The organism is Segniliparus sp. (assembly GCF_051660745.1).
Taxonomy (GTDB): domain Bacteria; phylum Actinomycetota; class Actinomycetes; order Mycobacteriales; family Mycobacteriaceae; genus Segniliparus.
Genome location: NZ_JBOFQF010000003.1, coordinates 190,951 through 208,554, shown reverse-complemented (window position 1 = coordinate 208,554; position 17,604 = coordinate 190,951). Strand labels below are relative to the sequence as shown.

Below are 17,604 nucleotides of genomic sequence, written 5' to 3'. Positions count from 1 at the left end.
CGCCAGGCTCGTTCTCAGCTCAGCCCACCGGTCCCACGTATTGGTCGGCCTGGTCGGAGCCCGAGTCCCTGCCGCCGAACTCCGAGACGAGCATCGCGGCGAGCACCAGCACCCCGCCAAGCATGTTGAGCGCGGTGAACCGGTCTCCCGCGAGCCAATAGCCGAATCCCGCCGCAAAGACTGGCTCGGCCGCGAAGATCAGCGCGACCCGGCTCGCCGAGATCATCGTCTGCGCCCTGGCCTGCACGAGGTAGGCGACCGCCGTGCCCGCCGTCGCGGTGACCGCAAGCGCGGCCCACACGCCTGGGTCGCCGCTCAGGACGATCGCATCGCCCGAGACAGCGGCCCAGACGAGCCCGAGGACAGCCGCGACGACCAACTGCACCACGGTGATCCTCAGGATGTTCCCCCACCGGTTCACCACGCCCAAAGCGACGACGTGGCAGGAGAAGGCCACCGCGCAGCCCAGCGTCCAGAGATCGCCCGACGACACCGAGAGACCGCGCAGCGTCAGAAGCCCCAATCCCGTCACCGCGAGCACGATGGCGAGAAGCTGGGCGCGTCCGAGGCGCGCGCGGAGGGCGAAGAACGCCACGACCGGGATGAACACCACGGTCATCCCGGTGATGAACCCGCTGTTGGACGGCGAGGCGGTGAGCAGGCCGAAGGTCTGCATCGCGAACCCGGCGCCGAGGAAGGCGCCCGCGACGAGCCCGGCGAGCGCCTCTTTGCGGGTCAACCCCCGCATTCGGCTGAACAACGCGAGGAGCAGGGCCGCTATCGCGAACCGGTACGCGACGAAGGTGGACGGGGCGATCCGCGCGAGCGCGTCGTGGATGGCGGCGAACGACCAACCCCAGACTGCGGTCACGGCGACGAGCGCCAACGACCACTTCCCTGCTCCGGTCAACACAGCACCGCTGAAGTCACTCCGACGCGGTCACTTCTGCTCAGTCATTTCTGGGCGGCGGCGAGGATCTTCTCGTGCTCGGCCCCGTCCACCGCGCGCGCGTGGTCCGCGAGAAGCACCGGCAGGCCGTCCTCGACCGGGTACGCCACATGGAGCCTCGGGTTGTAGAGGAGCTCGTCGGGCACGTAGAGCAGCGGGCCGTGGTCTTGGGGACAGGCCAGAATTTCCAGCAGTTTCGCGTCGATCGCCATGAGCCGCGAGCCTACCAGCCCAAAGCCCTGGCCCTCGCGGCTGTGAACGGCGCGTAGACCCCGTCCTCGTCGCGGCACCATATCCCGCGCCCTGGACGGGGCGAGCCCTCCGCCTGGAGCTTGTGCCCGAGCGGGCGGTACGTGGGGCTGAGCGGGATCTCCGGGACCACCCGCACAAGGTGCGGGCGCTGGGCGGGAGGCAGCGGGCCGAGCCCGAGCTGCAGGTCCGCCATGCGCAGCCGGGCGGAGGGATGCAGGGTGACCGCGGCGACGGCGAGCTCTCGGACTCCCGACTTCACCCGGTACAGCACTGCGAGGTCCACGGCGGGGATCCGGTCGAGGGCGTCGAGGACCGGCTGCGCCCAGATCGGGCCGTCCTTGTCGCGGATCACCGAGCTGCGGTTGTCCAGCAGCCAGAAATCGCCGTCCTCGTCGCGCCGGAAGACATGGTCGGTGATCACCCACTCGTCGCCCTGCACGAAGATGCCCCGCCGGGAGAGGAACGACTCCTGCTCCAGGGTGGGCTTCACGATCAGCACGCCGGGCTCCCCCGATTTCGCCCGCCGGACGAAGCCCCGCTTGCCGAGGACCAGCTCGTCCTCGGCCGCGTCGTACGCGCCGAGCTCCACTCTGGCCGCGCCGGGCAGCGGCCTGCCTTTCGAGCCAGGTTTGACGCCCCGGACGTTCGCGATCACCGCGCCGCCCTGCACCGAGGCGAAGAACTCGACGACGCGCGCCGGGGCGAAGAGCGCCTGCACCCGCTCCCACTGCCCGGCGGGGATCCCCGAGCCGATGAAGAGCCGGATCGGCCACCGCCGCTCCGGCGAGCGGTCCTTCTCCACCAGGTCGAGCACCGGGCGCAGCTGCGTCCACGTGTAGCTGACCACGGTCACCCCGTACCGGTACACCTCCTCGAAGAAGCGCTCCGGGTCGTTCTGGCTCATGTCGTTGTACTCGGAGAGCGCGATCCGCGCCCCGCTCGCCACCGCGCCGCCCCAGCCGACGACGAGCCCCGCGGAATGGTGCAGCGGCGACGTGCAGTACACCGTGTCGCTCGCCGAGAGCGAGGCAGAGGTCGCGGTGCCGAAGGCGGAGACCGCCCACCGCTGGTTCGTCATCGGGGTCGGCACAAGATGCCCCCCTGCGCTGGTGACCAGGATGAACGCGAGGTCTTTCGCGAGGCCGGGGTTCGGCGTGTACCACCCGGGCAGCGACACCTTGTCGGGGTCGACCTTCTCCAGGTCCACGACCCCTTGGCCGAGGTCCGAGGTGTCCCGGCTCTCCGCGACACCGAGGACGAGGACGGCGACGCCCGACCCCCGCGCCGCCTCCAGGTTCGTGATGTCGCTGATGACGGCCTCCGCGTTGGTCGCCTCGACCGCCTGGCGCAGGTCGGCCCACGGCGGGATGAGCACCGCGACGGCTCCGAGCCGGTTGAGCGCGGCGATGGCGACCAGCGCGCTCGGGCGGGTGCGCATGAGCACGCCGACCCGGTCGCCGTGGCGGACTCCGACCGAGATGAGGCCGCGCACCACGTTGTCGACGCGCTTGCCGACGGCCTCGTGGGTGTGCACCCGATCGGCGAACAGGAAGCATTCCTCGCGCGGCGCCCGTCTCGCCTGCTCGGCCATGATGAGGCCGAGCGAGACGCGGGTCTGCGGGCGCAACTGGCCGAGCCTGATCAGCAGCGGTATCGCCCGAGTCCCCTCGCCTGCGAACGCCGTCGCGGTCCGCCCCGCCTGGACGCCGAGGTCGAGCGCGTCCTGCCCGGCGCGAACGCCCGCCTCGACCAGGATGCTCGCGCCCTGCTGCACCAGGCCCAAGAGGCCGGGGTTCGCCTGTCTCGTCTGCTTGGCGGCCTTTTTCGCCACTGCCGCCATCTTCTGGATGTCTTTCGGGCGCTCGGCGCTCTCGCCTGCCTGCCACCGGGCCCACGCCGCGACGGTCGGCCACACTTCCCTCTCGGAGAGCGATCCGACGACCAGCCCGAAGTGGCCTGCGGGGATCTCCTTCTCCCAGATCGCCGCGCGGGAAGCCACCTTCGGCAGCGCGCGAATGGTCGGCGGTCGGGCGATCGCGTCGTAGCCGCCGACGAAGGCGAGCACCGGGCAGGTGATCTCGGCGAGGGTGACCGGCGTCCCGTTGACCACCAGGCCGCCGGTCATCATCCGGTTGTGGACGACGAACGCCTTGACGAAGTCGGCGATGGCGGGCCCGGAGGTCGCCAGCCAGCCGTCCGACATGAGGAAGCGGCGTTGGCGCTCCCTCGGGAGCAGCACCTCGCGGTCGTGCAGGTGGCGCAAGAAGTCGACGCGGGCGCGCACGCTCTTCACCGGGTCCATCATCTGGAAGCCGGTGCGGACCATCCACTTCGGCACGGCGAGCCTGCGGAGCACGTTGTCGGCGATGAACTCGACGACTTCGCTCGTCGAGTCCCCGCTGAGGCCCAACGGCAGCCCGGCCTGCACGTCCACCGGGCTGCCGAACGTGATGACGCTCGCGATGCCCGCCGAGCGGCGGTACGCGGCCGCCTGGTAGCAGAACATCCCGCCCTGCGAATAGCCCGCGAGGTGCGGGGCCTGTTTGGTGTGCTTGTTGATGAGGTCCACCGCCTGGGCGACGGCGAGCACGTGGTCGGAGAGGCTGCGCTCCATCTCCTGCTCGGATCTGCTCGGGGAACCGAAGTCGAGCACCCACGGGTCGAGGCCCGCCTCGTGCAGCTGGGTCACCGCCCCGTGCTCGGAGATGTCGTACACGTCGGCCGAGACGCCGAGCGGCGGCACCAGGAGGACCGGGGCGGTCCGGGGCGCGTCGCGCTGGCCGGGCGGGAAGTAGCGGCGCAGCTGGGACATCGGCTTGGTGTCCACGATCTGGTGGTCGGACTCGTAGTGGCCGATGTCGAACCCGCCGAACCGCAGCACTTCCAGCCCGTTCTGAGCAGTGTTGATCAGCCGAGCGGCAACATTGCCGAAGTCCTGAGCGAAGTGCATACCTGCCCCTTTCGTAGGCCAGCCAGCGCGATTCTGACCGAGGGTACCGCGTGGCGCCAGAAGGTGTCTAGGGGGCTATTCAAGCTGATCAGAGTAGATCTCGGCTTGGTAACGATCAAGCCTCGGAACGCTCTCGGGCATGGATGGCGAACCGCGCTCCGACGCCGACGAGCACTGCGTGCGCATAGGGACTTGCCCAGGGCAGCCGAAAGTTGAAGCCAAGGCCGAAATTGTTCACGGGCCCATCGCCCATCGGCAGCCCGAAGAAGCGGACGGCGAGCTCCCACGGCGCGAGGAGCGCGAGCGCGCAGAGCGCGGCGAGCGCCGCCTTCCTGCCGCTTGTCGCGTTTTTCGCGAACTCGGCCGCGAGCCCGGCCCCGGCGCTGGCGGCGAGCGCGAAGAAACACCCGAGGAAGGCGGACATCACGGACACGGCGAGCAGCGCCTCCGGGAAATGCCGCCAGGAGCTCGACGCGCCCGCGTCCCGCAAGAAGGACCACCCGACATGGGCGAGCAATGTCCCACAGCCCCACGCGAGCATCCCGACGACAGGGAAGCCGTACGACCACCACCGAGAGGACTGACGCCAGCGCGCCGGAAAAACCATGTCAGCCCTCCGGTGGTTCGAGCGGCGACGGAGGCAGCGGCGTTTCCTCGAAGTAGGAGCGCACACGACGTTCCCGAGAGGGCTGCTCCGGGTCGGCAGGGTACGCCGATTCGAAGTACGCCTTGGCGGAGGCGCGCGCGGCATACGCGGTCAGCGCCAGATAGAGCACGGACCCGAGAAGCCGGAACGCCACACCGACGACAAGTCCGTTGGGGTTGTGGCCAACGAGGCTGCCCAGCAGGCCGAGAACAGACAGCAGGAAAACGAATCCCACCGCGATCAGCATGACGGCTCGGACGAAGGACCTCCTCGTTTCTCCGAGCTCCGCACCTTCCTCCACCACGCGAGCCGCGACGACGGTGGAGAACAGGATCAGCGCCCAATAGAACAACGTCACCACCACCGCGGCGAACATCCCGCCGCACATGAGGCCGATCGCAGTCGCCTCCGCCCCCTCCACCGCCGAGATGAACAGTCCGAGCACGATGACGGCTCCGAGATTGCCAAAAAGAACCCAGCAGAACGCGACACCCATCCACTGCCGGTCCCTTGGTTTACAAAGCGCCATACCTCGCCCGCCCCATCAAGCCATTGCCCTCGTGATCGCCCACGCCGCTATTATAGACCGCTGGTCTCAGATCTCTGTGGCGGTCTGGAGATCAACCACGGCTTGCCGGGGACGGCGGCCCGGATAGTACGACCAGGCTGCGAGCAATGCCACGAGGAACGTGACGAACGCGAGGACGAACGGGCTGAACGGGGACCAGCGGATCTCGGTCCCGTAGATCCACGCCAGCGGCGCGTACACGACAGCCCCGCACCCTGACGCGATCGCCGCCATGAAGCAGGCGCGCCGGAGCTGGTATTTCTGCTTCGGGACGAGGACGAGCACCGCCGCGCCGCACAGCAGCGCCACCGCCCACACCACGAGCCACGCGGGCCAGCCGAAGAGCAGGATCAGCGCGATCGAGACCAGCCCCGACTCCAGCGCGAGGACGAACGAGCCGGACCCGAACAAAAGCCAGCAGAAGTCCACGGCGGCGAAATACCCGGCCATGCCCGCCACCGCCCACAAGAGCGCCTTGGCCCGCCATGTTTTGCGGCGGCTCTGCTTGCGGCGGCTCTGCTTGCGGCCGCCCTTCTTCCGCCCGGTCTCCTCCACGGCCTGCGCCGTCTCGTTCAGCACAGCCTCATCCGCTCTACCCCAGCGCCCCGACCCGCGCCTTGAGCCTCGCCAGCTGCGCCGCGACCGCGTTCGGGGCGGTGCCGCCCCGAACGTCGCGGGAGGCGACCGAGCCGCGCACGTCGAGGACCTCCCGCACCTGCGGGACAAGCGCCGGGTTGGCGGCGACAAGCTCCTCGTCCGTCAGCTCGGCGAGGCTCACGCCGCGCTCGTCCGCCGCGCGCACGGCCGCGCCCGCCGCCTCGTGGGCGACGCGGAACGGCACGCCGCCCCGCACCAGCCACTCGGCGATGTCGGTGGCGAGCGTGTGCCCGGCGGGAGCGAGCTCGGCCATCCGCGCCGTGTCGAACTCCAACGTGGCGACCAGGCCCGCCATCGCGGGCAGCACCAGCTCCAGCTGCGACACCGAGTCGAAGAGCGGCTCTTTGTCCTCTTGCAGATCCCGGTTGTACGCGAGCGGCTGCGCCTTGAGCGTCGCCAGCAGGCCCGTGAGGTTGCCGATCAGGCGGCCCGCCTTGCCCCGCGCGAGCTCCGCGATGTCCGGGTTCTTCTTCTGCGGCATGATCGAGCTGCCGGTGGACCAGGAGTCGTGCAGCTTGGCGTAGCCGAACTCGGTGGTGGACCACAGGATCAGGTCCTCGGCGAGGCGGGAGAGGTCGACGGCGATCTGCGCGCAGACGAACGCCGCCTCGGCCGCGAAGTCCCGCGCGCTCGTGGCGTCGATGGAGTTCTCCGGCGGCGCGAGGCCCAGCAGCTCCGCCATCCGTTCCGGCGGCAGGCCGAGCGACGAGCCAGCGAGCGCCCCGGAGCCGTAGCCCGAGACCTCCAGCCTCGGCCCGAGGTCGCGCAGCCGCTCCACGTCGCGAACGAGCGGATGCGCGTGCGCGAGCAGATGGTGCGCGAGGAGCACCGGCTGCGCGGCCTGCAAGTGGGTTTTGCCCGGCAGGATCGCGTCGGGGTGGCGCTCGGCCTGGCCGATGAGCGCGTCCACCAGATCGGCCGTGTGCCGCTTGACTTGCGCCAGCCCGTCGCGCAGCCACAACCGGAAGAGCGTCACGACCTGGTCGTTGCGCGAGCGCCCCGCGCGCAGTTTCCCACCGAGCTCGGCCCCCGCGCGTTCGATGAGGCCGCGCTCCAACGCGGAGTGCACGTCCTCGTCGGACTCGGCGGGCGCGAACGCGCCCGAGGCGACGTCGGCGGCCAGCGCGTCCAGCGCGGCGTGCATCGAGGCGAGCTCGTCCGCCGTGAGCAGGCCCGCCTCATGGAGCACTGCGGCATGGGCCTTGGAGCCTCGCAGGTCGTACGGCGCGAGCGCCCAGTCCCAGTCCGTGGACTTGGACAGCCGGGTCAGCGCCGCAGAGGGACCAGAGGCGAACCTGCCGCCCCAGAGCGATCCCTCGTTGGTGCCTTCCGCCTTGCCGCTCACTTCGACAGCCGCTGCTCGCGGGCCGCGTCGATCTTCGCCGAAAGGCCGTGCAGGGTGACGAAGCCCTTGGCCAGGGACTGGTCGAAGGTGTCGCCCTCGTCGTAGGTCGCGAGGTTGAAGTCGTAGAGCGAGGACTCCGAGCGCCTGCCCGAGAGAGTGATCGCGCCGCCGTGCAGCGACAGCCGGATCTCGCCGGTGACGTGGCGCTGCGTCTCGGCGATGTAGGCGTCCAGCGCGCGCTTGAGCGGCGAGAACCACAGGCCGTCGTAGACCAGCTCGGTCCAGGTGTCGCAGATCCGCTTCTTGTGCCGGGCCAGCTCGCGCTCCAGGGTCATGCCTTCGAGCTCGAGGTGCGCGGCGATGAGGACGAGCGCGCCGGGCGCCTCGTAGACCTCGCGGCTCTTGATGCCGACCAAACGGTCCTCGACGATGTCGATCCGCCCGACGCCCTGGGCGCCCGCGCGGCGGTTGAGCTCCTGGATCACCTCGTAGACCGAGAGCTTGCGGCCGTCGATCGAGGTCGGCACGCCCGCGGTGAAGCCGACGACCAGCTCGTCCGGGGTGTTCCAGCCGACCTGCGGGTCCTGGGTGTAGTCGTAGACGTCCTTGGTCGGCGCGTTCCACGGGTCCTCGAGGAACCCGGTCTCCACCGCACGGCCCCACAGGTTCTGGTCGATGGAGAACGGCGACTTCTTCGACGCGGCGATGGGGAGCTTGCGCTCCTCCGCGAAGGCGATGGCCTTCTCGCGGGTCCAGGCGTAGTCGCGGACCGGGGCGAGCACGGTGAGCTCCGGCGCGAGCGCGGTGATGCCGCATTCGAAGCGGACCTGGTCGTTGCCCTTGCCGGTGCAGCCGTGCGACACAATCGTGCCGCCGTGCTCGCGGGCCACCTTCACAAGGTGCTTGGCGATGAGCGGGCGGGAGATCGCGGAGACCAGCGGGTAGCGGTCCATGTAGAGCGCGTTGGCCGCGACGACCGGCTGGCAGTACTCTTCGGCGAACTCGTCGCGGGCGTCGACGACGACCGCCTCCACCGCGCCGCAGTCGAGGGCCCGCTGGCGGATGACGCCGAGGTCTTCCCCGCCTTGGCCGACGTCCACTGCCACGGCCACGACCTCAAGTCCGGTCTCTTGGCCGATCCAGCTGATCGCCACCGAGGTGTCGAGGCCGCCGGAATAGGCGAGGATCACGCGGTCGGTCATCAGGGCTTCTCCTTTTTGTCATGCGCTAGCTGCTGGAAGACTTCTACCAGTTCCTCGCCGGTGATCGATCCCCGGGCTGCGACGAATATCGTGTCGTCGCCCGCGATCGTGCCTGCGACCTGGGGCAAGGCGGCGCGGTCGATGGCGCTCGCCAAGTATTGGGCCGCTCCGGCGGGCACCCGGAGGACCGCGAGCGAGCCGGAGCGGTCGGCGGCGACGAGCAGCTGCGCGAGCAGCCTCGTCAGCGGCTCGATGCCTGCCGAGACCACGCCGGTGGAGCCGGTCTCGTCCAAGATGACGTACCGGCTCGTGCCGTCCACGGACTTCGCCTTCACGGCGCCGAGCTCTTCGAGGTCGCGCGACAGCGTCGCCTGGGTGGCGCTCACGCCCTCGACCGCGAGGAGCGCCTGCAGCTCGCTCTGGCTGCGCACGACCCGCGTGGTGATGGCCTCGAAGATCCGCGCCTGGCGCGCCGAGCGGGTCGGCAGGACGCGCGAGGGCTGGTCAGCCACGGGCCCTCCCGGTGTGCGGCAAGCCGACTTCTGTGTGCTCCAAAAGCCACACCAGCAGCGCTTTTTGCGCGTGCAGGCGGTTCTCCGCCTCGTCCCAGACAGCGGACTGGGGGCCGTCGAGGACTTCGGAGGTGATCTCCTCCTCGCGGTGCGCCGGCAGGCAGTGCAGCACGATCGCGTCCGGTTTCGCATGCGACAGCAGCTCTTTGTTCACCTGGTACGGGAGCATCGCCGAGGCGCGGTCGCGGGGGTCGGACTCCTGCCCCATCGAGACCCAGGCGTCGGTGACGACCACGTCGGCGTTTTCGACCGCCTTCGCCGGGTCGGCGACGATCTGCGCACGGGCCCCGGTCAGCTCGCCCCGCGCGATAGCGTCCGCGAAGATGTCCGGCTCCGGATGGAAGCCTTCGGGGGCGCCGATGACCACGTCGATCCCCGCGGTCGCCCCGGCCAGCAGGAAGGAGTGCGCCATGTTGTTCGCCCCGTCGCCGAGGAAGACGAGCTTGAGGCCCTTCAGATCGCCCTTGCGCTCCGCGATGGTGAGGAGGTCTGCGAGCACCTGGCAGGGGTGGAACACGTCGTCCAGGGCGTTGACGACGGGCACCGTCGCGTAGGCCGCGAGCTCGTCGAGCCGGTCGTGCCCGTGCGTGCGCCACACCACGGCCGAGGTGTAGCGGGACATGACCCGCGCCGAGTCAGGGACAGACTCGCGCACGCCGAGCTGGACGGAGTTGCCGTCCACCACGATAGGGTGCCCGCCGAGCTGGGTGATCGCGACCTCGAACGAGAACCGGGTGCGGATGGACGGCTTCTCGAAGACGACGCCCACCGACCTGGGGCCCTCGAGCGTCCGCTTCGCGAACGGCTCGCGCTTCAACCGGGCCGCCAGCACCAGCACTTCCGCCTGCTCGGCGGGAGAGAGGTCGTCGTCGCGCAGGAAGTGCCGGATGGCGCCCGAGGAAGTCATGCGAGTAATAATACAACGTCGTGCATTCTTATGCAAAAACTCTTCGTGCGGGCAGCCCTGCGCGCCCTACCGGGCAGCCCCTCCGGCCGAGCGCATACTGTGACGGTCGGCGAGACCGGACTCAAGGGGTTTCCAGACCCTCGAGACAAAAGCTTTTGGGCGCATCGCCTCCGAGCGTTGCGCCACAGCTAGCCGTTGCGCCTCCAGCTCGGCCTCCAATTGCGCGATGCGCCACTTCGCCAAAGCCAACTCTTGGCGCTCCTCATCCGTCAGCGACGAAGCCAATCGATTCGCCACCCGCTCCTGCCGCAGCCAGGAATAAATTGTTTGATCGCTGATGCCGGCCTCTCGCGCCACGTCGCTCACTTTTCGGCCAGTTTTGACCTGCTCCAGCACATTGTGCCGAAATTCCGGCGGATAACCACGTCTGCCCATATCGCTCCTCCGCATAGCAATTTCCCACGATGCAAATAACCGAACCCAGCAAAGCGATATCCCAAGAGCGCTCCCCCTCATGGACAGAGATCCACCTATCGCTGGCGGCATATCAGAAATTCTGGGTTCCATCGAGAAGTATCAGACCAAACAACTATCTCCTATTCTCGCGTAATCGGCGCCAGCCCGACCATTCGCCCGGACAAGCCTCTCGGCCCACTCATAAGGAGCAGGCGCTGTCAAGTTCTGCTTTTGCCGATCCGCGATGACGAGGCTGAGCTGGCCGAGGTCGTTCTTGTACGCGACGACCTTGGCTCGCTGCGCCGAGTCCTGCAGGTTCGCCTCTGCGGAGACCAGGAAAGGCAGGACCGCGTTCAAAACGTCGAGGTCCTGCGCCACCGCCTTCGCGCCCTGGTCCGCCGCCGGGAACGCCTGCGTGATCTGGACTTGCTTCCCGAGGATCACATCCACATGCGAAACAAGGTATTTGATGACCGCGCAGTCGCGCCCCGAGGCCAACCCGCTCGAGGCGGCCTCTTCGCCGTCCGACGGCTGCGGCGCGGCGTCCGGCTCGGTGGCTTTTGCCTCCAGCTCTGGCGCGGACGCGTCGGCCGGGGAACGGCTCGGGATGGTCGGGAAGTCCGGGTCGGCGGCGGACCGCCCCGGCAGGCCCGCCGTGGCGAGCGCGCTCAGCACGAGCGCGCCCGCCACAGTCAGACCAGTTCGGCCGCGCGGCCTCATGCGCCCTCAGCATTGAGCTGGCTGGCCATGGACTGGTCCGGGGCTTCGTTGTCGTTCCAGTCGTAGTCCTCGTCGGTCTCCGGCAAGAGCTGCCGGGCCATCGACTGGTCCGGGGCCGACTCGGTGTTGTCGGGGTCGTCCGGGTTCGAGTCGCCGCCCTGCGCCAGCGGGCCCCACTGGTGGTCCGGCTTCACCGGCGGCAGCTCGGGCTGCGGCGGCGGCGCAGGCTGCCCAGGCAGGCTTGCCGCAGGGCCCTGGAAATAGTTGTCCGGGAAATCTGGCGCGGGCAGTCCGCGCAACGAGCCCGGCTGCAGCGCGTTGGTCCCAGGGCGTATGCCGCTGGTGCCCGTGCTCAGCTCCGTCGCGAGCGGAGCGTTCGAGCCAGGCACCGTCCCCGACACCAAGCCGGGCACCGGCGAACTGGCCCTCGGGTCCGGCCCGCCCGAGAACGGGCTGGTCTCTCCGTAGATCCCGCCCGCCCCGACCGGGCTCACCGGGCCGGGGTCCGGGTCCGCGCCCGCCACAGGCGCCCCGAAGAGCAGGCCTGCGGCGAACGCCATCCCGACGAGCGTGGATTTCGCTTTCCATTCTTCCATGTGATGACGACCTTTCTGAAAATCCTACGAACGGGGAACTGCGACAAGCAGCCGCTAGATCGGATACTCCGTGCCGTACGTCGCCAACGTGGAGTGCGAGTAGTCCGTGGTCACGCTCAGCAACGCGAACGAGCGCACGTTGACCGGGCCGCCGCAGGCGTCGATCTTCAGGTTCACATTGCGCACCCGCAGCCGTGCCTCGCTCCCCTTGAGGGGGATGCGGTCCATCGGAATCGCGACGATGCCGCCCGGACGGAGCGTGAACTGAATGCTGCCGCCGATAGAGCCGCCGATGCCCTCGTGCGCGCCGACGCCAGCGGCCCCGCCAACCGCTCCGCCAGTCACTCCGCCCACGCCGCCGCCGACACCGCCGACACCGCCGAGGCCGACTCCGGGAAGCGGGATAATGCCGCCGACGCCGCCGCCGAGGCCGCCGACGCCACCCGCGCCGACACCAGCGCCGACACCAGCGCCGACACCAGCGCCCTGGTACAGGTCAATGCCCGCGTTGCCGTCGATATGCCCGCCGAGCGTGACTCCTTGGCTGACATCGATCTGGCAGCCGATCTGGTAGCCGATGACCAGCTCTGCCGCGGTGACCGGGTACTTCCCTTTGCCGAGGATCTTCCCGACTCCGGTCAGCTGCGCGAAGCCCTCGCGGGTGAACGCGGTGTCCGCCAAGTTCGCCACGGGGTTCACCTCCTCGTCGAGGGTTTCCACGACCATTTCCCAGCCGTCCTCGGTGACATCGCTCAGCACCGTGTCCGGCAGGCCTTGCGCGAACGCGTGGGAAGCGCCGGTCAAAGCGGCGGCGAACACTGCGGGCCATGCCAAGAGACGCACGGGCCTCCGGAGGCCCCGCCGAGCGGCGGCTTTCCTCGTCCGGCCGAGAGCTTCGCCCTTCGCGCCGTCTTCGCGGGCAGGGGTCATGACATCGTCCATTATATTATTCCTTATTCCTTTGCATAGAATTTCTGATTGACAGAGAGCTCCGCGCAATCAGCAGAAGGATTCTCTAAAGAATGTCCTCGATCCAGGACTATTGGCCAGAAAGGCCAATCACATCGTTGTGACCCGATCACATCGTTGTGACCCGATGTCCGCATCATCGCGGAAAGGCGCGGCTAATTCCAGAGAATTCAAGAATTCATGAATTCTTTGTCGAACTAATGTCGTCGCGAACAACATCCGTGGACAATTGCGCCTTTGCATCGGTGTCATCACCGTAAGTCACGGTTTCATCACCGTCAAGTTGAAATAAGCTTTTGTAATCTACATCACAGCGCTATTATCGATTAATTTAATTTCCCCTTTTTTATTTAAATAAAAGCCCCCACTTGACGCTTATCCGCTATTAATTTAATGACAAAAGAGCGACAGTCCGCGAGTGTCCCGACCCGCTGCGCCGAACCATCCGGAGCCTCGCGTTCTAGGCGCGGAAACCGCAGATCGCGAGAGAGCCCGCACGCCGCGCGGGCGAGGGCATAGAATCAAGCCGTGCCACAAGCAAACTCTGGTCCGACGCACAAAGACAGCCAGCTCTCCCCCGTCACCCAGGACTACCTCAAGGTGCTCTGGAACCTGCAAGAGTGGTCAGACGACCCGATCACCACGAAACTCCTCGCGGAGAAACTCGGCGTGTCCGCCTCAACTGCCTCCGAAGGCGTGCGCAAGCTCGTGGACCAAGGCCTTGTGGAACATGAGCGCTACGGCGCGGTGTCCCTCACCCCGGAGGGCAGAGAGGCCGCAGTCGCGGTCGTCCGCAGACACCGGCTCATCGAGACATTCCTCGTCGAGGAGCTGCATTACGGCTGGGACGAGGTCCACGACGAGGCAGAGGTGCTCGAGCACGCGATCTCCGACCGTTTCGTCGAGCGTCTCGATATGAAACTCGGCCACCCTGACCGCGACCCGCATGGCGACCCCATCCCGCGCCCGGACGGCTCCGTGCCCGCGCCGGACGCGAGCAAGCTCTCCGACGCTCCCGAGGGCACGAATGGCTCGATCGCCAGGATCAGCGACCACGACCCGGAGATGCTCCGCTACTTCGACTCGGTCGGGCTCGCGCTCGACGCCAAAATCGCCGTGCTGCGCAGGCGAGATTTCGCGGGGACCATCACGATCGCACTGGAGAATCCGGACGGCGACCCCATCGAGCTCGGCAAACCGGCCGCCGAAGCGGTGTGGATCGTCCCCGAGGGCTGATCCGCTCGCCTCACCCCGCGGGCTGGAAGACCACTGTGGGCCGCGCAATGCCGTCCTGGCCCTCGAGGAGGGCCACAAGGGAGCCGTCCGGGCCGAAACCCGCGTGCTCGCCGACGAAGCCCCCTGCCGGGATCTTTTTCCCGTACCCCAAGTCTCTGGTCTCGTCCTCGGACAGCTCCCGCGAGACGAACGCCGCACGGGCCGCGTCGTCCAGCCCGAGCGAAAGGGCCGGGTCCGACTCCAGCTCGTCGAGGGTCCGCGCCCCGGCGATGCCGAAACGTCCCGAGGCGACCCGCCGCAACCTGGTCAGATGGCCGCCGACGCCGAGGCCCGCGCCGAGGTCGCGCGCCAGCGAGCGGATATACGTGCCCGCCGTGCAGTCGACCTCGACGTCGAGGTCCCACAGCGCGGTCCCGTCTGCCGCGACCGCCCGCCGCTCGCCCGTCAACTCGAAGCGGCGCACGACGACCTCGCGGGCTTTCAGCTCCAGCGCCTCCCCCGCCCTGGCCGCCGCGTGCGCGCGGACCCCGCCGACTTTGATCGCCGAGACCGAAGGCGGCACTTGGGAGATCTGGCCGGTCAGCTCTTCGATCCCCGCGAGCACCTGGTCGAGGACGAGCGCGGCCGCCGAGGCCCGGCCCAGGACCTCGCCGTCCGCGTCGTCGCTGGAAGTCCGCTCGCCCAGTCGGATCGTCCCGACGTACCGCTTCTCATCGGCGGTGAGCCTGCCGAGCAGCCGGGTCGCCTTGCCGAGCCCGAGCACGAGCACCCCCGTCGCCATCGGGTCGAGCGTCCCCGCGTGGCCGACTTTGCGGGTCCGGAAAAAACGCCGAGCCTTCGCCACGACGTCGTGGCTCGTCATGCCCTGGGGCTTGTCCACAAGGACGAGGCCGTGCGGGCCGCCGCCCGCGTTGTCACCAGCCATGGGCGATCCCCGTGACGATGAAGCCCTCCGAGACCGCCCACTGGCCGTCGAACGCGGCGAGCGGCGGGCCTTTCAGCGCCTGTCCCGGCACGAGCAGCTGCACGTGGAACGTGCCCCGCCGGTCTGCCCCGTCGGCGGGGGCCTCTTCGAACGAGATCCGCGCGTCCTCAAAGCCGAGCCAGCGCCCGGTGAGGGGGAACCACGCCTTGTAGGTCGCCTCTTTCGCGCAGAAGAGCAGGCGGTCCCAGTGCAGCTCCTCGTCGGGCCGCGAGTCGAGCCAGGCCTTCTCCTCCGGCAGCGCGACCTGGCCGAGCACGCCGTCCGGCAGGGGCAGGTGCGGCTCCGCGTCCACCCCGACGCTGCGCATCACGAGCGAGTGCGCGACGGCGGCGCCCCGGAAGCCCGCCGTGTGGGTCAGCGTCCCGACGATCCCCTTCGGCCACAGCGGCTCACGCGTGGGGCCGCGCAGGATCGGCTGCGCCGGGATCCGCAGCTTCGCGAGCGCCGCGCGCGCGCATTGCCGGGCCGTGATGAACTCGGCCCGCCGTTTCGGCGAGGCCTGCGCGATCAACGCCTCCTCGCCCGGGTACGGGACCAGCTGCGGCTCGTCCTCCCGCGCCTCCGCAGTCGCGACCTGCGGCGCGAGCACCTTGTCGAGCAATCCCATCAGCGCGCCCGTCCTGTCGTCGGTTCCCGTCTTGTCATTGGTCTTTGAGGAGATGGGCCTTGGCTGCCGCGACCATCTCCGGGGTCATCGGGAACCGCGCCCCGCCCACGCCGACAGTCTCCTCGGTGAGCTCGGGGTCCGGCCAGATCTGGCGCAGGAGCGGCTCCGGCAGGCCCCTTCGCTGCCACTCGCGCGGATAGCCGACCGACACCTCCTCGAACCGCACCCCGTCGTACCAGGTGGTGCGCGGGATGTGCAGATGGCCGTAGACAACGGCGGCCGCGTTGTACCGCACATGCCAGTCGGCGGTCGCCGTCGTGCCGCACCACAGACTGAACTCTCGCGGGTGCAGCACGCGGGTCGGCTCGCGCAAGAGCGGCCAGTGGTTGATCAGGATCTTCGGCTCGGCGGGGTCGAGCGCGTCGAGACGCTTGGCCGCTTTCTCCACCAAGGCCCGGCACCAGGAGTCCCTCGTCGGGTACGGCTCGGCGGAGAGCAGGTACTCGTCGCTCGCCACCACGTTCTTCGAGCGCGCGTAGGCGAGCCCCTGCGCCTTGTCCGTGGTCCCCTTCGGCAGGAAGGTGTAGTCGTAGAGCAGGAACAGCGGCACGACGCGCACCGGCCCGCCTTCCCCCTCCCAGAGCGGGTAGACGTCCTCCGGGGTGACGACGTCGATCTCCCGGCACTGCGAGACGTAGTACTCGTACCGGGGCTGGCCGAACATCTGCACAGGGTCGCTCGACGTGGTGTACAGCTCGTGGTTGCCGGGGACCCAGATCACCTTCGCGAACCGCTTGCGCAAGAGCTCCAAGGCCCACCGCACGTCGTGCACCTTCTCGGCCACGTCGCCCGCGACGATGAGCCAGTCCCCCGGATCTTCGGGGTGGATCGATTCGACGACCGGCTTGTTCCCCCGGTGTCCGACGTGCAGATCGCTCACGGCCCAGAGTTTTGGCATCAGGCCATGATAGCGAAACCGGTCAGAGGGCGAGATAGTCCTTGGTGCCGATGATCTCCTCGCGCTCCTTGAAGGACACCATCTCGTCCTTCAAAGCAGAGCTGTCGCCGTCGCGTTTGATGGCCTCGAGCGTCTTGCGGCACGCGGTGATCGTCGCGCGCTGCAGGTCGGACGGGATGATGATGAGCCGGTAGCCCAGCTCGCGGAGCCGGTCGCGCGGCACGATCGGGGTCTTGCCGCTGAAGAACATGTTGATCAGCTTGGGCTGCGGGATCAGCCTCGCGATCTCCTCGATCTGCTCCACGGTCTCGGGAGCCTCGACAAAGATGCAGTCCGCGCCCGCGTCGAGATAGGCGTGCGCCCGGTCGATCGCGGCGTTGAAGCTCTCCGAGGCGATCGCGTCGGTTCGCGCGATGAGCACGAAGTCGGGGTCGGTCTGCGCCGCCTTCGCCGCGCGGATCTTGTGCGTCATCTCGTCCACCGACACCAGGGTCTTGTCGTCGAGGTGTCCGCAGCGCTTCGGGAAGGTCTGGTCCTCGATGTGCAGGCCCGCGACGCCGATCCGCTCATAGGTCTGGATCATGCGGGTCGCGTTGATCTGGTTGCCGAAGCCGGTGTCCCCGTCTGCGATGATCGGCACGCTCGTCACCATGGCCATGTGCTCGTACCGGGTCACGACCTCGCTGAAGCTCAAGATGCCGAGGTCCGGGAAGCCCGCGCTGCGCGAGATCGCCCCGCCCGAGCCGTAGATGAGGTCGAACCCCGCTTCTTCCACCAATCGCGCGGTCAGCCCGTCGAAGGCCCCTGGGGCGACATGAATGTCGTCGCCGTTGATCATCGCGCGCAGCTTGCTTGTCACCGACATCGGCTCGTCCTCCTAGTGCTCAGGTCTCTGAGGACACTCAAGCACGCCGCCCTTGCCCGTCACACGGCACCCTCTTGCCAGGCGCCGGTCACACCCGGCGGAGTCCTCGATCATGCGAAAAACCCCACCATTTCCGACATTGGAAGTGACGTATCACACTACCG

19 protein-coding genes are annotated in these 17,604 nt (G+C 68.5%); 1 reads left to right on the top strand and 18 read right to left on the bottom strand.

What is annotated here, in order from left to right; all coding sequences use genetic code 11:
• Window positions 1-19: 19 nt before the first annotated feature.
• From ACRC20_RS01395 to ACRC20_RS01330, 14 genes are all read right to left on the bottom strand, one after another.
• Window positions 20-910 (bottom strand): DMT family transporter, encoded by an 891-nt coding sequence (locus tag ACRC20_RS01395; protein ID WP_438684527.1) that lies wholly within the window; start codon window positions 908-910, stop codon window positions 20-22.
• Between the two features lie 44 nt (window positions 911-954).
• Window positions 955-1,161, bottom strand: coding sequence for a Trm112 family protein (locus ACRC20_RS01390; RefSeq protein ID WP_438684526.1), 207 nt, complete (start codon window positions 1,159-1,161; stop codon window positions 955-957).
• 11 nt (window positions 1,162-1,172) lie between these two features.
• On the bottom strand, window positions 1,173-4,151 hold the full coding sequence (locus ACRC20_RS01385; RefSeq protein ID WP_438684525.1) for an AMP-binding protein: 2,979 nt from the start codon (window positions 4,149-4,151) through the stop codon (window positions 1,173-1,175).
• A 115-nt stretch (window positions 4,152-4,266) separates the two neighbouring features.
• Window positions 4,267-4,758, bottom strand: coding sequence for a hypothetical protein (locus ACRC20_RS01380; protein ID WP_438684524.1), 492 nt, complete (start codon window positions 4,756-4,758; stop codon window positions 4,267-4,269).
• Between the two features lies 1 nt (window position 4,759).
• Window positions 4,760-5,242 (bottom strand): hypothetical protein, encoded by a 483-nt coding sequence (locus ACRC20_RS01375; RefSeq protein WP_438684523.1) that lies wholly within the window; start codon window positions 5,240-5,242, stop codon window positions 4,760-4,762.
• A 150-nt stretch (window positions 5,243-5,392) separates the two neighbouring features.
• Window positions 5,393-5,944 carry a hypothetical protein gene (locus ACRC20_RS01370; protein ID WP_438684522.1) on the bottom strand — a complete coding sequence of 184 codons (552 nt, stop codon included), beginning with the start codon at window positions 5,942-5,944 and terminating at the stop codon, window positions 5,393-5,395.
• 13 nt (window positions 5,945-5,957) lie between these two features.
• Window positions 5,958-7,367, bottom strand: a complete 1,410-nt coding sequence (gene argH, locus ACRC20_RS01365; protein ID WP_438684521.1) for an argininosuccinate lyase — start codon at window positions 7,365-7,367, stop codon at window positions 5,958-5,960.
• Window positions 7,364-8,569, bottom strand: coding sequence for an argininosuccinate synthase (locus ACRC20_RS01360; RefSeq protein ID WP_438684520.1), 1,206 nt, complete (start codon window positions 8,567-8,569; stop codon window positions 7,364-7,366). Before ACRC20_RS01360 ends, argH begins: the two co-directional genes overlap by 4 nt.
• Window positions 8,569-9,081: an arginine repressor gene (gene argR, locus ACRC20_RS01355; protein ID WP_438684519.1), complete on the bottom strand. Its 513-nt coding sequence runs from the start codon at window positions 9,079-9,081 to the stop codon at window positions 8,569-8,571. The genes ACRC20_RS01360 and argR overlap by 1 nt, the downstream gene beginning before the upstream one ends.
• Complete coding sequence (argF, locus tag ACRC20_RS01350; RefSeq protein WP_438684518.1) at window positions 9,074-10,048, bottom strand: ornithine carbamoyltransferase; 975 nt, start codon at window positions 10,046-10,048, stop codon at window positions 9,074-9,076. The genes argR and argF overlap by 8 nt, the downstream gene beginning before the upstream one ends.
• A gap of 66 nt (window positions 10,049-10,114) precedes the next feature.
• Window positions 10,115-10,483, bottom strand: a complete 369-nt coding sequence (locus tag ACRC20_RS01345) for a transposase (protein ID WP_438684517.1) — start codon at window positions 10,481-10,483, stop codon at window positions 10,115-10,117.
• Between the two features lie 141 nt (window positions 10,484-10,624).
• Window positions 10,625-11,224, bottom strand: coding sequence for a hypothetical protein (locus ACRC20_RS01340; protein WP_438684516.1), 600 nt, complete (start codon window positions 11,222-11,224; stop codon window positions 10,625-10,627).
• On the bottom strand, window positions 11,221-11,820 hold the full coding sequence (locus ACRC20_RS01335; RefSeq protein WP_438684515.1) for a hypothetical protein: 600 nt from the start codon (window positions 11,818-11,820) through the stop codon (window positions 11,221-11,223). Before ACRC20_RS01335 ends, ACRC20_RS01340 begins: the two co-directional genes overlap by 4 nt.
• Before the next feature lie 54 nt (window positions 11,821-11,874).
• Window positions 11,875-12,762: an MspA family porin gene (locus tag ACRC20_RS01330; protein WP_438684514.1), complete on the bottom strand. Its 888-nt coding sequence runs from the start codon at window positions 12,760-12,762 to the stop codon at window positions 11,875-11,877.
• 555 nt (window positions 12,763-13,317) lie between these two features.
• On the opposite strand from ACRC20_RS01330, the gene ACRC20_RS01325 reads away from it, so the two are divergent.
• Complete coding sequence (locus tag ACRC20_RS01325; RefSeq protein ID WP_438684513.1) at window positions 13,318-14,025, top strand: metal-dependent transcriptional regulator; 708 nt, start codon at window positions 13,318-13,320, stop codon at window positions 14,023-14,025.
• A gap of 10 nt (window positions 14,026-14,035) precedes the next feature.
• On the opposite strand, the gene truB is transcribed toward ACRC20_RS01325, so the two are convergent.
• From truB to ACRC20_RS01305, 4 genes are read right to left on the bottom strand one after another with little or no spacing between them, the layout of a single operon-like run.
• Complete coding sequence (truB, locus tag ACRC20_RS01320; RefSeq protein ID WP_438684512.1) at window positions 14,036-14,950, bottom strand: tRNA pseudouridine(55) synthase TruB; 915 nt, start codon at window positions 14,948-14,950, stop codon at window positions 14,036-14,038.
• Window positions 14,940-15,617, bottom strand: coding sequence for a 4'-phosphopantetheinyl transferase family protein (locus ACRC20_RS01315; RefSeq protein WP_438684511.1), 678 nt, complete (start codon window positions 15,615-15,617; stop codon window positions 14,940-14,942). Before ACRC20_RS01315 ends, truB begins: the two co-directional genes overlap by 11 nt.
• Before the next feature lie 34 nt (window positions 15,618-15,651).
• Window positions 15,652-16,578, bottom strand: a complete 927-nt coding sequence (locus tag ACRC20_RS01310) for a metallophosphoesterase family protein (RefSeq protein ID WP_438684656.1) — start codon at window positions 16,576-16,578, stop codon at window positions 15,652-15,654.
• 19 nt (window positions 16,579-16,597) lie between these two features.
• Window positions 16,598-17,440 (bottom strand): isocitrate lyase/PEP mutase family protein, encoded by an 843-nt coding sequence (locus ACRC20_RS01305; protein WP_438684510.1) that lies wholly within the window; start codon window positions 17,438-17,440, stop codon window positions 16,598-16,600.
• Between the last annotated feature and the right edge of the window lie 164 nt (window positions 17,441-17,604).